The following is a 16427-nucleotide window of genomic DNA, read 5'->3' as shown; positions in this document are numbered from 1 at the left end:
TTTATTGCTCCTCTATTGTTTTTAGTGCGTATTTCTCAATGACATCTTCCAAATGCGGATACACTTGCTTTAATTCATCTTTCGTAAATAATTCAAATCCCTCAAATGTAAATCCAGGTGATACCATACATCCAACGAAACTCCATGCATTATCCTCTTCAACGCTTGATGCAAAGATGGTATGTTTCGGTACTAAAAATTGTGGTACTTCTCCATTCATTACGTCTAATCCTAATTTAACTGCTTCATACTTACCATCGGGATAAATCATATGAACGGTAAGTGAATCCCCTCCCTGGTAATACCATAATTCATCTGAATTTATCCGATGAAAATGTGAGATATTTCCTGTTTCTAAAAGAAAATAGATGCTTGTATATAGTGCTCTACCATCAGCAGTTACTTCATTTGAGCGATATGTTTCATAATAATAGCCACCTTCAGGATGTGGCTGCATACGTAATTTTTTAATCAATTGATCTTTATTCATTTTCTTTCTCCATAATTTTATTAATTTTAAAACTACACCTTGGTGCTATTTTATCATTTAACCACTTTTCATATAGTAAATTCTGATAAGCTATATAAGCATTCTCTCCATAAATCTTATCTGGACCATATACATATAATGGTGGTAGGGCTGCTGTATTAAATAAATGCTTATGTTCGGAAATAATAGTAGCTAGATTGTCGATGTCTTTCTTAAATGTTTCCGAACGTTTACCGCCTCTTCGTGTATGTTCATCATCCATCACTTTTAGCATAGCAAAGCAATCTAAAATATATGGATGACCTTCATTATACACATGTTTAACAATGGGATGGTGTAAGTATCTAATGTTCCCATCAATAATATTTAATGCCGATAAACACACACGAATAATCTGATAAAGTTCTAACACTTGTTTAGACAATCTTCTATTATCTAAATAACGTGCAGATATTTCATGATTCTCGCTAACTCTAAAAATTTGCACGGTGATCTTCGTCCTTCATAAATTGATATACGATATATAAATAGATAACATGACCTACCATCCAAACTAAAAACATCGGTAAAGAAGATGAATATTGTTGATATACTGCAATATTTATTAATAATAAATACAGCAAAATAAAAACAAGTATAGTTATTAGTAGCGCTATTTTGAATAATGTTCCTTTTCGATATAATTGTTCTAGCGAACTGAAAAGGATGATGCTAACGATAAAGTGTGGTAATAACTCTTTCCATAAAACCATTTCTTTTTGATGTGTCAAAAAATCAATATTTAATAATAGTCGGACAGTGTTTGTACCAAAACAATAATCGCCTATTAACAACAATATATATAATGAAAGTCCGGATAACATTCCCAGTATAATTTTTCTAACCACGTGTCATTTTCTCCTCTATGCTTATTATTTAGTAAAAGAAGCAATCAACATCTTAAGTGATTATCTCTTTCATTATTATATTGTATCAAAAGAATCTTCTCATAATTGTTTTTAATGGTGGCATCTTTTCAAATTTATTTTCTTCTAGAATTGAGCGTAACTCAAATTTAGCGTATCCTAACGCTTCATACCATACAATTTGCCCAGGAAAATCTAAAGGCACCCGCGAGCTCTTCTGGTTTCGTTACAGTATTACCCACACCACCACAACTTTCCGCAAATTTAGCAAAATCGATATCACCAAAATCAATGGCATACTCTAATTCATCCGCTGCTTGTTGTTCATATTTAATGAATGATAACTGTTTATTATTTAAAACGACGATAATCATTGGTAAATTATGATATACAGCTGTAGCAAAGTCCTGCATTATCCGTTGAGGACAATATTAATCAAAATATACATCTTATAGGTATACATTCCTATTTCCATTATGTGCAAATGACATATCATTTTTGTTAAGATATACATATACGAATCATATAAAATGAGGAGGAAATACAATGAAAGTTTTAGTAGCCGGCGAAATACCTGAAAAGGGTCTAAAGTTCTTAAAAGAAAACTTCGATGATGTTGATGTATTCGAAGGAGATAAATTAATCGCTAAGGATGAATTAATCACACGTATTGCGGATAGAGATGCATTGATTAGTTTACTATCTACTAATGTAGATAAAGATGTCATTGATGCTGCACCAAATTTAAAGATCATCGCAAACTATGGCGCTGGATTTAACAATATTGATAGTGAATATGCACGCTCAAAAGACATCGATGTTACCAATACGCCGAAAGCTTCAACAAATGCAACAGCAGATTTGACATTTGCGATACTACTAGCTGCAGCAAGACGTGTTGTCGAAGGAGATAAAGTATGTCGTACGACCGGCTTTAACGGATGGGCACCATTATTTTTCCGTGGCCGTGAAGTTTCAGGTAAGACAATTGGTATTATCGGTTTAGGAGAAATCGGACAAGCGGTAGCACGCCGTGCAAAAGGATTCGATATGGATATTCTATATACAGGACCAAACCGTCATGAAGATCGTGAAGCATCAACTGGCGCTAAATATGTTTCGCTTGAAGAGTTACTACAACAATCGGACTTTATTACAATTAATTCTGCTTATAATCCATCAATGAAACATATGATCGATAAAGCACAAATCGAAATGATGAAGCCAACGGCATATTTAATCAATGCATCACGTGGGCCTGTCGTTCATGAAGCAGCACTTGCTGATGCATTGGAAGCGAAAGTTATTGAAGGTGCCGCTTTAGATGTATTTGAATTCGAACCTGAAATCAATGAAAAGCTAATAAAATTAGACAATGTAGTCATCACGCCACATATCGGAAACGCAACATTTGAGGCACGTGATATGATGGCCGATATCGTTACACAAAATGTATTCAAGAAACTGAATAACGAACAACCAGATTATATTGTGAATTAAGAAATTGTTTTATAGATAGATAAATATATAGGCGTTAAAGAGGAAACCAACTTCGATTGATTTCCTCTTTTCCTTTTCTCTAGTAGACCCTTATAATGTTGCCGATGTTGCAGCTACAGTGTTACTTTCCTGCATATCTGTGTGAATTGCCATAACGATTGCAATTACATGTGCTACATTTACACTTTTATCAATAATATCAATTCCAAATGTATCTCTCCATTGGAAGAATTTTTTACTAATTTCAGCAACAACACGTCCATTACCATCTTCAATCGTATATTCATAACTTAAGAAGTTCCCACGTACAATCCAGTCTTCTCCTTCAATTAGAAAAGTTGGTCTAAACGATAACATCTTCTTACGAATCGTTAGTGATTCATAACCATTCACTAATACATCCATTGTTGTAGAAAAAGCTGCTGCGCGTTGTTTAATAAACGCTAACTCATTACCATATGTATCAAGAATTCTTAACTTTCTACGTCCTAATAAATCATGCTGACCTTTCGCCGTATAAACGACTTCATCCTGTTCGTTCATAATCGAAAAATCTTGAGTCCACGAAAGTAACTTTTTCTTCGCATAAAGTTTCAATTTCAACAGCTCCTATTCCATAGTTTTCAAATAAATTATACAATATTTAATCATTAGTTGAAAGATTACACTCAGTTAATTATTTTCTTATTTATCAAATAATATTCTTTGCTCATTCTTATAAGCATCATCCTGATACCTTATATTAGTAAGTTCCCATCTATTACGGATTTTAGTGAACATGAAGATGACGTTGCCATAACAATAATGCATTTGGTACCCACTGAGGTATTCTAAATCTGGTTCTCCTAGTAACAATTTCATTTTCTTAACTGTGAACTCACTTATATGTGGGAAAACAAACTCTACAGTTCTTAATTTATATTTCTTTCGCTTATCTTTTTTATCCCCTTCAAACCACAATGCAAAATAACTCGCCTGTTCTTCATATTGATTACCATAAAAGTAAGCAACAATATCCTGAAATGACTTTAAAGCATTCTTTACTTTGTCAGTTGGTTGCCCATAAACTTCATAAAACTTTTGCGCTGTTATACCAAGTGATAATTCATTTTGAACAAACTTACCTGTTATTAATGTATCTAGAACTTCTTCGTTCAAAATATCTGGCAGTTTAATATTTTTATATTTCACCATCTAATGCTCCTCAAATTCAAATCTTTCGCGTTCTTTTTGTGCAGTCTCATCATTACCAAACCACACTTGTTTCACGTAAAACTTTCCTTCCCAATCCTTATCAAACGAGACATTGACGTTGCCATAGCGATAACTTTTATTGCCCAGTGCTATCCCTTTTTGCTCAGGTTTACCCCATATTTTCATGAATGCCTTCATACTAATATTCTTATGCATTTCATAATAATAATTAATATCAGTAAATACATAATCCCGTTCATCCATCCCTTTTGCGCCTTTAAAGAACGGAGAGATGATTGTATTATTATATCGACTGCGGTAATACAATGCAGTTACGTATTTTTCTCCCATATTGATCAATGCTTCTGTCGGTTCACCAAAGATTGCTTCAAATTCTTTTCTCGTAATACCGAATTTAGCATCTTTAAAGCCATAAGTTTTGCCTTTCATAGCTTTCATCACTTTCTTATCCAGTATATCCGGCAATTCAATTTCATGTACATTATCAGGAATTTGAAGTTTGTAATTCGGTTCGATGGCTTTTATCTTTTCTGCTACAAATCTAAAACGTGCATTTGGAATAATATCATAATCTGGATGTTCTGCATTACCAATAAATGCTTTCATCGATGCAACATCTTTAAATTCTTGTAATTCTAAAATTCTGAAACCATGAAAGGCTGCTAAATAATAGGATTGATCCAGCCAATTGACAGCGATATCAAACAATAATTGTCCCATGGTATGCGCCTCAACTGTATCCATATGCGTAGCAATATTTGAAACCAAATAGGCTAATTCTGTGTCCGCTTCTTCTTCCATAAAATATCCCATCACTTCATTAGCGTCACAATCTGCAACAATTTTTTGTAACTCATTAGGTAATTTATCTATCAATATATCTACAGACTTCATCATAACACCTCTTTATAATGTAATTGATACAATAATATAATCATTATAACTTTTACATACAATAAATGTATATTCTATTTACAAATGTTATTTTTCTTTTGTATTTGGGTAAAAATATATCATATGTAAGGAGTGATACTTTATGAAAAAATCATTAATCTATCCCTCAGTTGCATTATTACTACTCACAGGCTGTAGCCAGGAGAATGATTCATCCAATAATAAAGATGCGCAACAAGAAGCAGTCAAACAGCTTAAAGTAAAAGACTATCAAACATTATCTTACAAAGAAAAAGTTGACAGTACACCTCAAAAGATTGATAACAAATATGGGGCATTTAATTATGATTTTGTCAGAGATAAAGATGATGAGATATTTATGAAGCAGTTTATGAATAAGAAAAAAACGCCTCAAAAAGGAGATTTTGTTCTAGCTGTAGGTGCAAAACAAGATAAATTATATAAATTTAATAGCGAATCGATGACAAGCAAGACAACGGAAATGCATGTAGGTAAAGATTTTCAATTTACAGGCATAGCTTATAATAGATATCATCATTTTATAGAACTTTTTGAAGAAGCTAAAAAACCATCAATCAAAGGCGATCAATATACGTTCCAAATTAAAGATAACCCTAAGCTAATTCAACTTAATTCGGGTGGTATGTATCCACTATACACAGATAAGACTGCAGCAAATAGTAAAGAAATTAAAAAAGCATTAGAAAATATGAAAACATCAGTTGATGACAAGCTCGAAAAAGGCTATGTCACATTCACGCTTAAAAATAATCATATCCAAAAAGTAAAGTTACATGAAGTATTTAAAGGATTTGAACCCCATGAAGTTACTTACTCTTTCTATGACTTTAATCATAAAGATGATGTGAAATTTAATACAAAATAAAAATGAGATGCGCCCTGCATCTCATTTTTATTTTGTTATTTAATTTATTCTAAAATATCTGTCTAAAATTTCTAATACTTATAAAACTGATTTCAATTGCTGAATCTCTTTTTCTGTTATTTCATGGCCACCATCAAACAACATAAAGTTCACATTATCAAATGATGATTTAAACTGCATTTCTAATGCTTTAGCTTGTCCAGGTGATACCATATAGTCGTTTGCACCCGCTGTTATGATAACTTTCGTATCACGTTTAGCATTCGATACGTCATACTTTAAATCTGATGGGTGCATTAATACTGCCACATCTATCTCAATAGCATTCTCTAAGAATCCTATAATAAAGTTAGCGCCATTAGAATAACCTAGGAAAGTTACCTTATCATAAACTAAATTTAGTTCATTTATTACTTTTGTTACACGACGGACCGCATCATTATATGCATTACGATCCATCTCACCATTCACTAAAGGCGGGAAGAATCGTCTGCTCATTCCACTGCCACTATCACCTTCAAAGCTTAATACATCAGCACCAGGAAATAGTTCACCTGCTATTCCTAATAATTGATACTCATTGCCACCCGTTCCATGAAATAAAACAACTAATTCCTTTGAATCATTCTTCTGATAAAAGTAATTCATGACGCACCTCCTAAACACTTATTCGAATAATGTATTGCATATGTTTCTTATTTCTTTGTCTTTTATCTCTTATTTTTTTATCTTTTATATCTTATATTCTATATTTTATCTTTCTAGTTTCAATTATTACTATTTACTTCTTACTGTATCGATATGGCGCACTTGTGATTCGATATATTCACGTTGTCCTTCTAAAAATGGAGGTAATGATAATTTCTCACCTAATGTTTCATAAGGTTCATCACCCATAAATCCAGGACCGTCCGTTGCGATTTCAAATAGAATCGGCATAGCAAGTCTAGCATAAAGTGATTTAAAGAAGAAACGATCAACATAACCAGAGTTTGGTAAGTTACATGAATCTAATCTGTCAATCCATGCTCTAAGTGTTTCTTCATCTGGTACACGGAAAGCTACATGATGCACTGTTCCGAATCCTTGATAAGCAGTTTGACTAGTAGTGTCATCTACAATAATTACTGAAGCACCATTACCGCCTTCTCCTGTTTCAAATAAGTGATAATTGCCTTCTGATTGAGTTTCTTTAAATAAATATACCGCTTCAAATGCTGATTTAAACGCAGTAAATTGATTTACTGTAATAAACACTGGTCCTAATCCATAAATACCGAATTCTTCTGGTACAGGTCCATTTTTCCATGCGACACCTGGTGCTACACCATTATCATGCTCATCAGAGATAATTTGATATAACTGACCATCGAAATCTTCGAAAGGTAAAATCTTTTTACCGAACATTTCCTGAATGCCCTCATGTTTTACTTTAAATGATTCAAAACGATCTAAGAAATATTCCACCGCTTTGTCATTCGGTACTCTAAATGAAGTTCTAGCAATTTCATTTGTACCATGTTGTCCTTTTGAAATACCTTTGAAATCAAAGAATGTCATATCAGTTCCGGCATTCCCTTCATCATCTGCAAAGAATAGATGATACGTATTAATATCATCCTGGTTAACTGTCTTCTTTACTAATCTTAAACCTAAAATATCATTAAAAAAGTCATAGATTTTCTCGGCGCTACTTGTAATTGCTGTTACGTGATGTATTCCTGTTAATTGATTCATTTCGTTCATTTGATTCACTCCTGTTCTGATTTATAATTATATCTTCTTTAATATTTCAAACTGTTTTTCAACACTTAAGATATAATTAATATACTTAGTACATTTAATATACTAACAATCTAAAAAATTTGCAACACTTTATGCTCACAGTACATAATAAGTAATATCAAACATACAGTTAGGAATGGTTCTATGACAATTATCCATCACGTTTCCATCGTTAACCGCAATGCACGTAAGTCTTTTGAGTTCTATAGAGAGGTACTTGGTCTAAATTTACTCATGAAGACCGTTAATCAGGATGACAATAATATGTATCATTTATTTTTCGGCGACAAGACCGGACGTCCAGGTACCGAAGTAACAATCTTCGAAATTACTGAAGGCGTAGATAAACAGTTCGGAACAAATGATATTGAACGTTTAATGTTCAAAGTTCAATCTAAAAGTTCACTCGAGTTTTTTATGAAGCGATTTGAAGATTTTGATATTTGTCATTATGGCTTAGAGCAATATGCTGGCCGTGACATATTAAGATTTGAAGGCCCAGATGATACAAATCTTGGTTTAGCCGTTATGCACTCAGAAGAGAATATCATTGACTATGTTGTTCCAGAACATACTGATATCCCAGAAAAACATCGTATTATTGCCCTTGATTCTGTCCATCTACGTACACGTTATGACCAGGCTACAATCAAGGAAATTAAACACTATTTCGATTTTGAAACAATAGAGACAATCAACTTCTTTGATTCAAAGAATAAAGTAACCATCATGAGCAATCATAAGAAAAAAGACCGCCATGAGTTACACATTATTCATGATGACGTATCTCATGATAGTATCTCTGGTATCGGTTCAATTCACCATCTAGCTTTATCATCTGAAGATATCGAAGCGTTACAGGTGTTAGAAAACAGTTTAGAACAGAGAAATATTATGAACTCTCACATTAAAAATCGTGAGTTCTTCCAATCTATCTATTATAGAGATCCAAACAACATATTATTCGAAGTCGCTACGATGGATGGTACGAAACCACCTCAACCGAATAAAGAAAGCAAAGACTTTAATGAGATTCCAATTGTGTTACCCGGATATTTAGAACCAAAACGCGCTGAGATTGAAGCACATTTATCATAAAAAAAATGAGGTTGCGATATGTTGTTGATATCGCAACCTCATACTATATTTATTGGCTTTTTGACCTCTAAGTTGTGAAACATAGCTTTTATCGCAACCTTAATCTAATTCTTTATTTTTATTATATGACTTTCTTAATGAAATATAATCAAATAACAAATAAAAGATAGCGAAAAGTATCGACATAAATATATAATCCATACCTTCATATAAATTGTTTGGAATTCCCTTAATCACTAACATTACTATCCCAAAAAATATACCAGATAAGATTGCATGTAGCACAACTTCTTTTCTTGTTCTCTTATACTCTTTTTCAGTACTTATTTCAGTATGTTCCATACCTGATAATATATATCTAAAATAAGGGTAACCTATCAAAAGAACTGAAGATAAAAATAAGATTATACCCAAATCAATTTCCAAACTAACAAAATAATATAAACTCATAAAAACAAACAATAATACCACATTTACAACTAAAGCTTCTGCCATGAAATATAGAATTCTTGTTTTTTTATATTCGTCACTTGGTAGCAATCCATTTAAAAAAGATTTATTCATCTTATTAATCCTCCCAAAATAATTGATCTAGTGTTTTATCTAATGCTTTTGCAATCTCGATACATAAATTCAAACTCGGGTTATACTCACCTTTTTCAATTAAACCTATTGTCTGTCTAGTGGCATTAACTTTCTTCGCTAATTGTTCTTGCGTCATACCTATTTCTAATCTGGCTATTTTAATTTTACTAATCATTTCATCACCTAATGCAATATATATATTACTTATGTTAATTATATATTACATCATGTGCAGAATTAATGCAAATAAAAAAATCCTAAGATTTTTCTTAAGATTTTCCTATTCCACCAAAAACGCGACCTCTACCTGATCTTCAACAAACGAGTGTCGAATACTGTCTTCAAAAGGATTACTTACCGGATTTCCTACATACATTTGAACTGTATCTTTGCCTACCTTCATCGTATCTTTTTTCGGTTGCATGCCGTCATACGTCTTAATATTTACGTCACCCAGTACCAATCGATATTGATTTCCTTCCGGCACTGCAAATGCAAACCCGGAATATGTTGATTTATTTTTGTGATAAGAGACTTGAATCACATAGAACTGTGTCTTCCATGCTTTATTTGGTGTATAAATAGCAGAAACAACATCATCTGTCTTTATAATATTTTTCACCATTGCCTTCTGCGCATCTTCTGCCGAATCATATAACCCTTTCTCTACTGCAGTAATATGTTCTGACTTCACTTCCTGTTTATCTACTTTATCATGTGGCATCTTCAACCAGACGATACCCATAAACAATAGTATTGCTAACACTGACACCGGAAGTAACAATTTTTGTTCTCTACGCATACTTCCACCTCACTATACACTTTAATCCTATCTACATTGTATAATACATCAGCGTTTTTGTAAGCGTTATCACTTATAAATTATTTGTTTTCTAAGTTATCTATATGCTTTAGTTGTTCAGTAAGTGCATCCGCATTAACTGTTTCGTCAATTGTCGTTTTTGAGTCTACTACGTGTTTATCCTGCAGCGTTAATGTACGCGTCTTAATCATGTCACTAAAATATGCATCATGACTAACAAAGAGTACTGTGCCTTTGTATTGTTTAAGCAGATTAGCAATAATATCCTGCATTTCAATATCGAAGTAATTTGTCGGTTCATCGAGAATGAGTAGATGTGCTTTTGAGAAATAGAGTTTTACAAATGATAGCCTGCACTTCTCTCCCATAGACAAATTTTGAACGAGATCATCCATACGTGATGCATCAAATCTGAATGCTGCTAGTATCGTGCGTGCCTGAGTTACGTCAATTTCAAGTGCTGTTATTTCTTCCAGGACGGTATGACTTGATATTAAATTCTCAAGCTTCTGAGAAAAATATCCTATTTCAAGTGTGGGTGGTGTTCTTATCTCTCCATGTTGTATCGGTATTCCTCCGGTAATCAATTTGAGTAACGTTGATTTTCCTGAGCCATTCTTTCCTTTAATTTGAACGATTTCCCCGCGTTCTAATGAAAAAGTAACATGGTTAAATAATGGTTCATCAAATGCATGACTTACATCTATGCATTGCAATACGTATTTATTATTGATTTCACTCGCTTCAATATCATATTCCGTACGCACTGCTTTTTCTACTTTACCTTCAAAGTTTGACATTTCATGATTCAATCTCGATTCTCGTGCCTTCATCCTTTTTGCCATTTTGGCAAGCTTTTTCTGCTCCCCGAAATCTCGTACACTCGCTTTATGATTCATTTCATGATGCCATTCACGCATCTGCTGAATCATTTGTTTCATACGTTTCTTTTCTTTTTGTTCTTTTTCAACGCGTGCTGCATTCGTCTTCTCTTCTAGATCAATCTGTGATTTATATTGATCATATGTCATATGAAACTTCCTTAATCCATCACGCGTTAACTCCAATATATAATCTGCTGTTTGATTAATAAACGCTCTGTCATGACTGGCATATAGCATCGTAAAATCATTGTGTTTCATCCAGTTTACGAGCCAATCTTTCGTTTCATCATCAATATGGTTTGTGGGTTCATCAAAGATAAACTTTGTCTTCCCTGATAGCATCAAACGTATTAAAGATATTTTTGTTTGCTCTCCACCTGACAGCGTTACTACTTTCCTTTCAGCATCACTTTCAGATAAATTAAACTTATGCATCATCGTAATAATCTCAGATTCAAATGTATAACCATCCTGTTCCAGGTAATCACTCATAGCATTCATATCTGTGTCTAAATTTATTTTCAACTGATATAATTCTGGTCGTCCTTGCATTATATACTCGATTACCGTTAATTCGGATACGTCCGACTGTTTAAGTTGTTGTTCCAGCAGTCCAATTTCTTCATCTTGCGCTATCAATGTATTCAGTATTGTCGTCTTGCCGATGCCATTGTTTCCAAGCAAAGCAACATGCTTACCTGCTTCTATTTCAAAGTGTAAATCTTTGAACAATAATTTTTCCCCTGCATAAATGTCTGTTTTATTTAATCTCATAAACTCACCTCATAAAAAAAGTATCCCGCACAACGTTTGGGATACACAAAATAAGCCTATGAACGATAGACATACAATAAATAGACAGACTCATCCCGATAATTCAAACGTTGTGCAATTCAATTTGCTCAGTTTTCATTATCGAATGATCATCTCTAAATATTGATGCCTCCTTTTATATTTGTTTACAGTTTAACAGGTTTACGCATTTTATACAAAATAAATCCTATTGCAAAACCAATCAGTGCAGGTAATACCCACCCCATACCGATAGCAGAAAATGGCAAGAACTTCTCTCCGAAAGTAGCTACGCTTTCTCCAAAAGCAGATTTTGAAAGAAATGCAGGGCTAGCTTTTATACCGTCAATAATCGCTGCAATCATCGTGACAAAAGTCGTCCATTGATAGACAATTTTTGAATCATTGAAAGAACCACTAATTAAAGTTAACAGTATTAATGTAATCGCAAGCGGATATAAAAACATCAAGACGGGAATCGAATACTCAATAATCTTAGTTAAACCGACGTTTGCCAGTATAAATGAAACAATACTTACTACAGTAGCAAACATGATATAGCTACGTTTTGGGAATAGCTCAGTAAATGTTTCAGAGAAAGCTGTTATTAAGCCGATTGCTGTCTTTAAACAAGCTACGATAATAATTAATGACAGTAAAATAATACCGTAATTGCCCAGGTAATACTGCGCGATTTGCGCTAATGCTATACCACCATTCTCACTCACTTTAAATTGCCCTAAACTCATGGTACCGAGCAGTGCGAGTAACGTATAAATTACACCCATAAGTACAATGCTTAAGAAACCTGACTTCACTGTTTCCTTTGCGATATCAGATGGATTCGTAATACCTAGCTTCTTAATCGTTGTTACGATAATAATACCGAAAGCAAGTGAAGCTAAAGCATCTAATGTATTGTAACCATCAATAAATCCTTTAAGTAAAGCACCATCTTTATATTCCGGCTGAATTGTTGCATCTATGCCACCCATCGGCTTTACGAATGCAAGAATAAATAATACACCTAATAATAACAAGAATAAAGGGTTTAAAAATTTACCGATATACTCTAATATTTTAGATGGTCTTCTTGCAAATAACCACGCGATACTAAAGAATAACAGACTAAAAATAAATAAATAAAGACGAACATTTTCTTTAGCAATAAATGGTGTAAATGCAATTTCGAATGGCACTGTTGCAAGACGCGGTAAAGCAAACAATGGACCGATTACTAAATAAAGTGCAATTGTAAATATATACGCATATGTCTTATTCACACGTGAAGCAATATCAAATAAACCATTCGTTTTAGAAACACCAATTGCAATAATACCTAGGAAAGGTAATCCAATCGCTGTAATTAAGAATCCAAGATTTGTGACAAAGACATTTGCCCCACTCATCTGTCCTGAATGAATCGGGAAGATTAAGTTACCTGCTCCGAAGAATAAACCGAAAAGCATAGAACCGATAAAGATATTTTCTTTTAATGATAGTTTCGTTTTTGTATTAATAATAACTCCTCCAGAGCAAACCATAAATTTTTATACATTGTATTTAATAATAAATAATATAATTTTTTTATTATAGCATTATGAAACTATAAAATGAATTGAATTTTTAAAATATTTAAAAAACCACGAAGTAATGAGCTTCGTGGTTTTAGTACTTACTATACATGTGGTTCCCACTGACAAGGACCTACGTTCATATGAGTAAATTCTGCAACAAATGATGATGCTTCAGGTGAACATGCGTAAATACCAAACTGAATTTCCTCTTGCCCCTCATTTAAATGACAAATTCTCATCTGTTTGAAATCTTTACCATCTTCAGAATACTCGATACAGTAATCACTCTCGCGACGGCTCAGTCTATACCACATAGATGTTATGTCACTAGTAATATCAAATGATGCCCAGTCAGAATATCCATTATTTGTAACAACACTACCTAAACGCTGGAACGTATCATTCTCATATTCAATAGATGCTTTTAACCAGTTATCACTATCTAAATATATCACCACACCACATTGATCAAAGCGACGTTTCGTATTAAAATCTGTTCTTACTGTAAACGAGAAATAAGTTTCTGTCGTTGTCATTTGTAATACAGGAGCATTGTCATTTCGGAACCCATAATACGTCCTTTGCCATAAATCTGTATTAGGTTCTGTCTTAATCACTATACTTTCATCTGTAATTTCATAATCTTTCGGTGCTCTTGTCCAATGTAAATCTTTAAATGATGGCATCTTTATTATCTCCTTTATACATCTATAAAGTATCGTACTTATTTTCTACTAGATTATAACATCATCTAAATCATTAACTCACAATCTGCTCTTTCACATAATCTCGATATAATGCGTGTGTTGCAATTAATTCCTGATGCGTGCCAGATCCTGTAATCATTCCTTTTTCAACAAAATAAATATTATCTGCATCGACAATAGTAGATAAACGGTGCGCAATAACGAGTGTAGTGCGTCCTTCCATCAATTGATTTAATGCGCGCTGAACTTGTTCTTCTGATTGTGAGTCAAGTGATGCTGTTGCTTCATCGAGCATTAAGATTTGTGGGTCACGCAAGAAAGCACGTGCAATCGCAATTCTTTGTTTCTGTCCGCCAGATAATTTGACACCACGTTCACCAATTTCAGTATCTAATTGTTCCGAGAAATCTTTAACAAATGATGCTGCATAAGCTAAAGATAAGCCGTTCCATAACTCATCATCTGATAAATTTCTATCTAATCCATACTGTAAATTTTCTCGAATTGTACCTGCAAACACTGCACTGTCTTGAGACACAAATCCTATTTGACTGCGCCATGAATGCAGTTGTACATCATTAATATTGGTGTTACCAATCTTAATCTCACCATTACTCGGATGATAGAAACGTTCTAGTAATGAGAAAATTGTTGATTTCCCACCACCACTGGGTCCTACGAACGCCACGACGGTATTTTCTTTCGCTTCAAACGAAACATTTTTCAAGATTGGACGATCTTCCTCGTATTGGAATGATACATCTTTAAACAAGATTGTTTCACCTGAAACATCTTTTGTCTTCCCTTTATCAATCGCTTCTGAGGGCATATTCATTAATTGGACAACGCGTTCTGTCGCACCCATTGCTTTTTGTAATTGAGAGAAGAATGTCGCAAAACTACCAACGGGCATCATTATATTAAATAAATAAAGCAAGAACGCTACAAACTGGCCACTTGTTAAACTACCATCTTGTACACGTACTGCACCGTATCCTAATACTACTACGAATAATCCAATCATTGCTGTCATCATAATCGGTTGTAAGACCGCTTCAATCTTCGCATCTTTAATCCCTAACTTAAATACGTTCATAATGAGATTTCTTCCAGATTGTTTCTCATATTCTTCACCATTGCTCGATTTAATTAAACGAATTTCTGATAATTTCTCGCTGGCATCAGCATTAAATGCAGCAGTCGCAGTTTGTAACTGTCGACCTATTTTAGACATCATTCGCCCAATTGGTACCATAATTAAACCAATGACAGGTACGGCTAGGAACATTAATCCTGCCATCTTCCAGTCCATAATGAATAAAATAATCATCGAGCCAATCAACTGAATTCCCCCGGAAATAAAATTCGGAAAATGAGAAGTCATCAATTCTTTAATGACTGTCGTATCATTGACTAATCTTGAACTCGTTTCTCCTGATTTATGATCATCATAATACTTAACCGGCAATGTAAGCAGGTGATCCCACAGTTGTTCACGTAATGACTTTACAGTATGCTCTCCACTGAAACGCAACAAATAGCTCCCTAAAGCTCCAAATCCAAGCTGAGCAACAAATGCCAGAATCAAAGTAAAAAGCAATGACATATTCATCTGAGTTAATCTGCTACCATCAACTAAATTCTTTGTAAGCTGAGGTACGATAAGTGCTGCACCACTCGTTAATAGCGTAAAAAACATACCTATCATAAATACTCTCTTTTTAGGATTCATCTTTGTTACAAACTTTATAAAATCTTTTGTTTTAAAGTTTTTATTAGAGGAACTTTGTTTTTTATATAGTTGATCCATTATGTCCTCCTTATAATATCTACACTGACATTTCTAATTTTATAATTAGAAGATTACTATATACATATTTTCCATACAGATAACATATGAACGACCCTTTACGTCGCAGTGCCTAATTCTCGTTTTAAATTATTTAATACATTATGCGTAAACTGATTACCATAGATTTCTACTTGACGATCAATGACAGAAACTTTCATTTCATGTAAATCTGTCAGTTCGTTTGTTCCGGCAATACCATATAGGCTTGAGATAAATTCCAGCATATACGCAATAACTTCAGTATCTGTTGATTGCAATAAATAATTAATCGCTTCATCGATTAATTCATATGCTTCTTCTCCAGATAATTGTTTAATAATGCTATAAAATTTCGCACTGACTTTATCTTCATCAAAATAACCTTCGTCGTTTTTTAAAAATACGTCATCCAGCTGTTCTTTTAACATAACCAG

The 16427-nt window shown here is 33.5% G+C and carries 19 protein-coding genes and 1 pseudogene; 3 read left to right on the top strand and 17 right to left on the bottom strand.

Annotated elements, in window-relative coordinates; genetic code table 11:
- Position 1: 1 nt before the first annotated feature.
- The 4 genes and pseudogenes from JJJ02_RS10800 to JJJ02_RS10785 form a co-directional block, all read right to left on the bottom strand.
- Positions 2–490 (bottom strand): cupin domain-containing protein, encoded by a 489-nt coding sequence (locus tag JJJ02_RS10800; RefSeq protein WP_240838935.1) that lies wholly within the window; start codon positions 488–490, stop codon positions 2–4.
- Entirely contained in the window at positions 483–977 is a 495-nt protein-coding gene (locus JJJ02_RS10795; protein ID WP_239242161.1) for a pyrimidine dimer DNA glycosylase/endonuclease V, read from the bottom strand. The genes JJJ02_RS10800 and JJJ02_RS10795 overlap by 8 nt, the downstream gene beginning before the upstream one ends.
- Entirely contained in the window at positions 964–1377 is a 414-nt protein-coding gene (locus JJJ02_RS10790; RefSeq protein ID WP_240838933.1) for a hypothetical protein, read from the bottom strand. The genes JJJ02_RS10795 and JJJ02_RS10790 overlap by 14 nt, the downstream gene beginning before the upstream one ends.
- Before the next feature lie 85 nt (positions 1378–1462).
- A pseudogene (locus JJJ02_RS10785) lies at positions 1463–1811 on the bottom strand (thiamine pyrophosphate-dependent enzyme); the annotation flags it as partial.
- A 130-nt stretch (positions 1812–1941) separates the two neighbouring features.
- Here JJJ02_RS10785 and JJJ02_RS10780 point away from each other — a divergent pair.
- Complete coding sequence (locus JJJ02_RS10780; RefSeq protein WP_240838931.1) at positions 1942–2895, top strand: NAD(P)-dependent oxidoreductase; 954 nt, start codon at positions 1942–1944, stop codon at positions 2893–2895.
- Positions 2896–2985: 90 nt separating this feature from the next.
- Here the strand turns inward: JJJ02_RS10780 and JJJ02_RS10775 are convergent, their stop codons facing one another.
- From JJJ02_RS10775 to JJJ02_RS10765, 3 genes are all read right to left on the bottom strand, one after another.
- The gene (locus JJJ02_RS10775; RefSeq protein ID WP_240838929.1) at positions 2986–3492 is read right to left on the bottom strand and encodes an LURP-one-related/scramblase family protein; all 507 of its coding nucleotides are present in this window, start codon (positions 3490–3492) and stop codon (positions 2986–2988) included.
- 87 nt (positions 3493–3579) lie between these two features.
- The gene (locus JJJ02_RS10770; protein ID WP_240838927.1) at positions 3580–4089 is read right to left on the bottom strand and encodes a hypothetical protein; all 510 of its coding nucleotides are present in this window, start codon (positions 4087–4089) and stop codon (positions 3580–3582) included.
- Positions 4090–5004 (bottom strand): hypothetical protein, encoded by a 915-nt coding sequence (locus JJJ02_RS10765; protein WP_240838925.1) that lies wholly within the window; start codon positions 5002–5004, stop codon positions 4090–4092.
- 142 nt (positions 5005–5146) lie between these two features.
- Here JJJ02_RS10765 and JJJ02_RS10760 point away from each other — a divergent pair, with 142 nt between their 5' ends.
- Positions 5147–5911, top strand: coding sequence for a hypothetical protein (locus JJJ02_RS10760; protein ID WP_240838922.1), 765 nt, complete (start codon positions 5147–5149; stop codon positions 5909–5911).
- 78 nt (positions 5912–5989) lie between these two features.
- Here JJJ02_RS10760 and JJJ02_RS10755 read toward each other — a convergent pair whose 3' ends face one another.
- Both JJJ02_RS10755 and JJJ02_RS10750 read right to left on the bottom strand, forming a co-directional pair.
- A complete protein-coding gene (locus tag JJJ02_RS10755; protein ID WP_240838920.1) occupies positions 5990–6559 on the bottom strand; it encodes an alpha/beta hydrolase in 570 nt (189 codons plus the stop codon).
- Between the two features lie 129 nt (positions 6560–6688).
- Complete coding sequence (locus JJJ02_RS10750; protein WP_240839037.1) at positions 6689–7648, bottom strand: ring-cleaving dioxygenase; 960 nt, start codon at positions 7646–7648, stop codon at positions 6689–6691.
- 192 nt (positions 7649–7840) lie between these two features.
- Between JJJ02_RS10750 and JJJ02_RS10745 the strand changes: the two genes are divergently transcribed.
- Positions 7841–8794: a VOC family protein gene (locus JJJ02_RS10745; protein WP_240838918.1), complete on the top strand. Its 954-nt coding sequence runs from the start codon at positions 7841–7843 to the stop codon at positions 8792–8794.
- A gap of 99 nt (positions 8795–8893) precedes the next feature.
- On the opposite strand, the gene JJJ02_RS10740 is transcribed toward JJJ02_RS10745, so the two are convergent.
- The 8 genes from JJJ02_RS10740 to JJJ02_RS10705 all read right to left on the bottom strand — a co-directional run bounded on the left by JJJ02_RS10740 (position 8894) and on the right by JJJ02_RS10705 (position 16421).
- Entirely contained in the window at positions 8894–9358 is a 465-nt protein-coding gene (locus tag JJJ02_RS10740; protein WP_240838916.1) for a hypothetical protein, read from the bottom strand.
- Between the two features lie 4 nt (positions 9359–9362).
- Complete coding sequence (locus JJJ02_RS10735; protein ID WP_240838914.1) at positions 9363–9554, bottom strand: helix-turn-helix transcriptional regulator; 192 nt, start codon at positions 9552–9554, stop codon at positions 9363–9365.
- Positions 9555–9659: 105 nt separating this feature from the next.
- Entirely contained in the window at positions 9660–10181 is a 522-nt protein-coding gene (locus JJJ02_RS10730) for a hypothetical protein (protein ID WP_240838912.1), read from the bottom strand.
- 80 nt (positions 10182–10261) lie between these two features.
- Positions 10262–11860 carry a ribosomal protection-like ABC-F family protein gene (gene abc-f, locus JJJ02_RS10725; RefSeq protein ID WP_240838910.1) on the bottom strand — a complete coding sequence of 533 codons (1599 nt, stop codon included), beginning with the start codon at positions 11858–11860 and terminating at the stop codon, positions 10262–10264.
- A 185-nt stretch (positions 11861–12045) separates the two neighbouring features.
- The gene (gene brnQ / locus JJJ02_RS10720) at positions 12046–13422 is read right to left on the bottom strand and encodes a branched-chain amino acid transport system II carrier protein (RefSeq protein ID WP_240838908.1); all 1377 of its coding nucleotides are present in this window, start codon (positions 13420–13422) and stop codon (positions 12046–12048) included.
- A gap of 134 nt (positions 13423–13556) precedes the next feature.
- Entirely contained in the window at positions 13557–14141 is a 585-nt protein-coding gene (locus JJJ02_RS10715) for a DUF1349 domain-containing protein (protein WP_240838906.1), read from the bottom strand.
- 73 nt (positions 14142–14214) lie between these two features.
- Positions 14215–15972 carry an ABC transporter ATP-binding protein gene (locus JJJ02_RS10710; RefSeq protein ID WP_240838904.1) on the bottom strand — a complete coding sequence of 586 codons (1758 nt, stop codon included), beginning with the start codon at positions 15970–15972 and terminating at the stop codon, positions 14215–14217.
- Between the two features lie 98 nt (positions 15973–16070).
- Positions 16071–16421, bottom strand: a complete 351-nt coding sequence (locus JJJ02_RS10705) for a hypothetical protein (RefSeq protein WP_240838902.1) — start codon at positions 16419–16421, stop codon at positions 16071–16073.
- Positions 16422–16427 lie beyond the last annotated feature (6 nt).

The organism is Macrococcus sp. PK (genome assembly GCF_022501545.1).
GTDB classification, from domain to species: domain Bacteria; phylum Bacillota; class Bacilli; order Staphylococcales; family Staphylococcaceae; genus Macrococcoides; species Macrococcoides epidermidis.
This window is presented reverse-complemented; position numbering and strand designations above follow the sequence as displayed.

Excerpts from the sequence above, each read along its gene's own strand:
- JJJ02_RS10800 (WP_240838935.1), bottom strand. The coding sequence starts at position 490 with ATGAATAAAGATCAATTGATTAAAAAATTACGTATGCAGCCACATCCT.
- JJJ02_RS10780 (WP_240838931.1), top strand. The coding sequence starts at position 1,942 with ATGAAAGTTTTAGTAGCCGGCGAAATACCTGAAAAGGGTCTAAAGTTC.
- JJJ02_RS10770 (WP_240838927.1), bottom strand. The coding sequence starts at position 4,089 with ATGGTGAAATATAAAAATATTAAACTGCCAGATATTTTGAACGAAGAA.
- JJJ02_RS10765 (WP_240838925.1), bottom strand. The coding sequence starts at position 5,004 with ATGAAGTCTGTAGATATATTGATAGATAAATTACCTAATGAGTTACAA.
- JJJ02_RS10760 (WP_240838922.1), top strand. The coding sequence starts at position 5,147 with ATGAAAAAATCATTAATCTATCCCTCAGTTGCATTATTACTACTCACA.
- JJJ02_RS10755 (WP_240838920.1), bottom strand. The coding sequence starts at position 6,559 with ATGAATTACTTTTATCAGAAGAATGATTCAAAGGAATTAGTTGTTTTA.
- JJJ02_RS10750 (WP_240839037.1), bottom strand. The coding sequence starts at position 7,648 with ATGAATCAATTAACAGGAATACATCACGTAACAGCAATTACAAGTAGC.
- JJJ02_RS10745 (WP_240838918.1), top strand. The coding sequence starts at position 7,841 with ATGACAATTATCCATCACGTTTCCATCGTTAACCGCAATGCACGTAAG.
- JJJ02_RS10740 (WP_240838916.1), bottom strand. The coding sequence starts at position 9,358 with ATGAATAAATCTTTTTTAAATGGATTGCTACCAAGTGACGAATATAAA.
- JJJ02_RS10735 (WP_240838914.1), bottom strand. The coding sequence starts at position 9,554 with ATGATTAGTAAAATTAAAATAGCCAGATTAGAAATAGGTATGACGCAA.
- JJJ02_RS10730 (WP_240838912.1), bottom strand. The coding sequence starts at position 10,181 with ATGCGTAGAGAACAAAAATTGTTACTTCCGGTGTCAGTGTTAGCAATA.
- abc-f (WP_240838910.1), bottom strand. The coding sequence starts at position 11,860 with ATGAGATTAAATAAAACAGACATTTATGCAGGGGAAAAATTATTGTTC.
- brnQ (WP_240838908.1), bottom strand. The coding sequence starts at position 13,422 with ATGGTTTGCTCTGGAGGAGTTATTATTAATACAAAAACGAAACTATCA.
- JJJ02_RS10715 (WP_240838906.1), bottom strand. The coding sequence starts at position 14,141 with ATGCCATCATTTAAAGATTTACATTGGACAAGAGCACCGAAAGATTAT.
- JJJ02_RS10710 (WP_240838904.1), bottom strand. The coding sequence starts at position 15,972 with ATGGATCAACTATATAAAAAACAAAGTTCCTCTAATAAAAACTTTAAA.
- JJJ02_RS10705 (WP_240838902.1), bottom strand. The coding sequence starts at position 16,421 with ATGTTAAAAGAACAGCTGGATGACGTATTTTTAAAAAACGACGAAGGT.